The 2,368-nt window shown below is 50.5% G+C and carries 4 protein-coding genes; all 4 read left to right on the forward strand.

Annotation, left to right across the window (positions count from 1 at the left end; translation table 11 throughout):
• The coding region (locus WCO51_12490; GenBank protein MEI6514072.1) for a carbamoyltransferase HypF at positions 1-282 on the forward strand (282 nt) is incomplete at its 5' end.
• A 5-nt stretch (positions 283-287) separates the two neighbouring features.
• The gene (locus WCO51_12495; protein MEI6514073.1) at positions 288-542 is read left to right on the forward strand and encodes a HypC/HybG/HupF family hydrogenase formation chaperone; all 255 of its coding nucleotides are present in this window, start codon (positions 288-290) and stop codon (positions 540-542) included.
• Positions 539-1,624 (forward strand): hydrogenase formation protein HypD, encoded by a 1,086-nt coding sequence (gene hypD / locus WCO51_12500; protein MEI6514074.1) that lies wholly within the window; start codon positions 539-541, stop codon positions 1,622-1,624. The genes WCO51_12495 and hypD overlap by 4 nt, the downstream gene beginning before the upstream one ends.
• A 24-nt stretch (positions 1,625-1,648) precedes the next feature.
• Positions 1,649-2,368 (forward strand): hydrogenase expression/formation protein HypE (hypE, locus tag WCO51_12505; protein MEI6514075.1); only part of this gene is annotated, 720 nt, incomplete at its 3' end.

Below are 2,368 nucleotides of genomic sequence, written 5' to 3' on the forward strand. Positions count from 1 at the left end.
ATTTTGGTGGATATGTTGAACGGCGCAAACGTGTCAGACATCGCAATTAAGTTCCATAATACTCTTGTGGAAACTATCATCGCTGTCGCCAAGTCTGTTAATGAGAAGCAAGTGGCCCTCAGCGGCGGGTGCTTCCAAAACAAATACCTCACCGAAAGAGCGATTGCGCGCCTTCGAGAAGAAGGTTTTACCCCCTATTGGCACCGGCTCGTCCCGCCAAATGACAACGGGATTGCTCTTGGACAGATTATGGCAGCGCTTCGAACGCCTGATAAGGAGTAAGCATTATGTGCTTAGCAGTTCCTGGAAAGATATTAAGCATCAGCGGAGATAATCCAATTGAACGCACTGGCAAAGTGGACTTTGGCGGGGTGGCCAAAGAGATCAGCCTCGCCTATGTTCCCGAAGCAAAGATCGGCGACTATGTTATCGTTCACGTCGGTTTCGCACTAAGCACGCTCGATGAAGAGGAAGCGCAAGAAGTATTCAAGACAATCAATGAATTGGAATTATTTCAGGAATTGGGTGAACAGCCCAAATGAGATTTGTTGACGAATACCGCGCCCCGGAAGCAGCACATAAGTACGCACAAGCCTTAGCCGAAATCACCACTAAGCCATGGACTATTATGGAGGTATGCGGCGGACAAACTCACGCCATCGTCAAGTTCGGAATTGACGAGCTTCTTCCCAAATCCCTCACCCTGGTCCACGGCCCCGGCTGTCCGGTATGCGTCACTCCAATTGAATTAATCGACAAGGCTATTGAATTGGCATCTCGGCCAGATGTGATTTTCACCTCTTTTGGCGATATGCTGCGTGTTCCTGGAAGCGGTAAAGATCTACTCAGTGTCAAAGCCGAGGGCGGCGATGTGCGCATCGTCTATTCGCCCCTCGATGCATTAAAGCTGGCACAGGATAATCCGGATAAGCAAGTCGTCTTCTTCGCTGTCGGATTCGAAACCACTGCGCCCGCCGCCGCAATGACCGTCTATCAAGCTCATAAAAAGGAGATAATGAACTTTACTATTCTAGTCTCCCACGTGCTTGTACCGCCGGCGATTGAAGCGATTATGTCTTCCCCTAACCGAAAAGTCCAAGCGTTCCTTGCTGCGGGCCACGTTTGCACGGTCATGGGCTACACCGAATACGAACCTATCGCTGTCAAGTACAACGTTCCCATTGTGGTGACCGGTTTTGAGCCGTTAGATATCCTTCAAGGCATCTATATGTGCGTCAAGCAGCTTGAAGAAGGCCGTTACGAAGTCGAAAATCAGTACACCCGTTCTGTTCGCCGCACAGGAAATGAGCCTGCCCAACAGCTTGTCAGTGAAGTGTTCAAAATAATCCCTCGTAAATGGCGCGGTATCGGCGAAATCCCCCATAGCGGTCTAGGCTTGAGTGAGAAATACCAAGATTTCGACGCTTCCCGCCGCTTCGGTTTAACTGAATACACAGTCGAAGAATCAACCATATGCATCAGCGGTCTGGTACTCCAAGGCCTAAAAAACCCTAGGGATTGCCCCGCCTTCGGTACCCAGTGCACCCCTGAACACCCCCTCGGCGCAACAATGGTATCCTCCGAAGGCGCCTGCGCAGCGTATTTCAGGTACAGGAAAAAGTAACGAAACAAACAACGGAATTGCTCTATGAACATTAACTCAATTGACGGCCCCGTCTGTCCCATACCGATAAGCCAATATCCCAACGTACTTCTCGCCCATGGAGGCGGGGGAAAGTTGATGCACAATTTAATCGAGCAGATGTTTATGGCTTCATTTGGTGGTGAAGCCTTAGGCGAGCGGCATGATTCGGCTGTTTTGAATGTCGAAGCCGGGCGATTGGCATTTACTACTGACTCTTATGTGGTTCGGCCTCTGTTCTTTCCGGGGGGGAATATTGGGTCTTTGGCGGTATATGGGACGGTTAACGATCTTTCAATGGCGGGAGCACGGCCTCTTTATATTAGTGTGGGCATGATTTTGGAAGAAGGATTGCCGATGGAGACGTTGTGGCAGATCGTGCAGAACCTTCAAGCAGCAGCGAAAGAGGCGGGGGTTCAGATAGTCACTGGCGATACCAAGGTGGTGGATAGAGGCAAAGGGGACGGTATCTTTATCAATACCGCCGGTATCGGGGTTATTGAGCATGAAATTTCGATTGCCCCTAAGAACGTGCGCCTAGGAGATGTGATCCTCGTCAACGGTGATATCGGACGGCATGGGATGGCGATTATGGCAGTTCGCGAAGGGTTGGAGTTCGAGACAAGTATAGAAAGCGATGCAGCCCCGCTTAATGGCATCGTGCAAGAGCTTCTAAAAGCCGGTATCGAAATCCACTGCATGCGCGACATCACCCGCGGTGGCCTT

This window comes from bacterium (genome assembly GCA_037131655.1).
Lineage (GTDB): Bacteria > Armatimonadota > Fimbriimonadia > Fimbriimonadales > JBAXQP01 > JBAXQP01.

Coding starts and splice junctions, on each gene's coding strand:
- WCO51_12495 (MEI6514073.1), top strand. CDS start 288: ATGTGCTTAGCAGTTCCTGGAAAGATATTAAGCATCAGCGGAGATAAT.
- hypD (MEI6514074.1), top strand. CDS start 539: ATGAGATTTGTTGACGAATACCGCGCCCCGGAAGCAGCACATAAGTAC.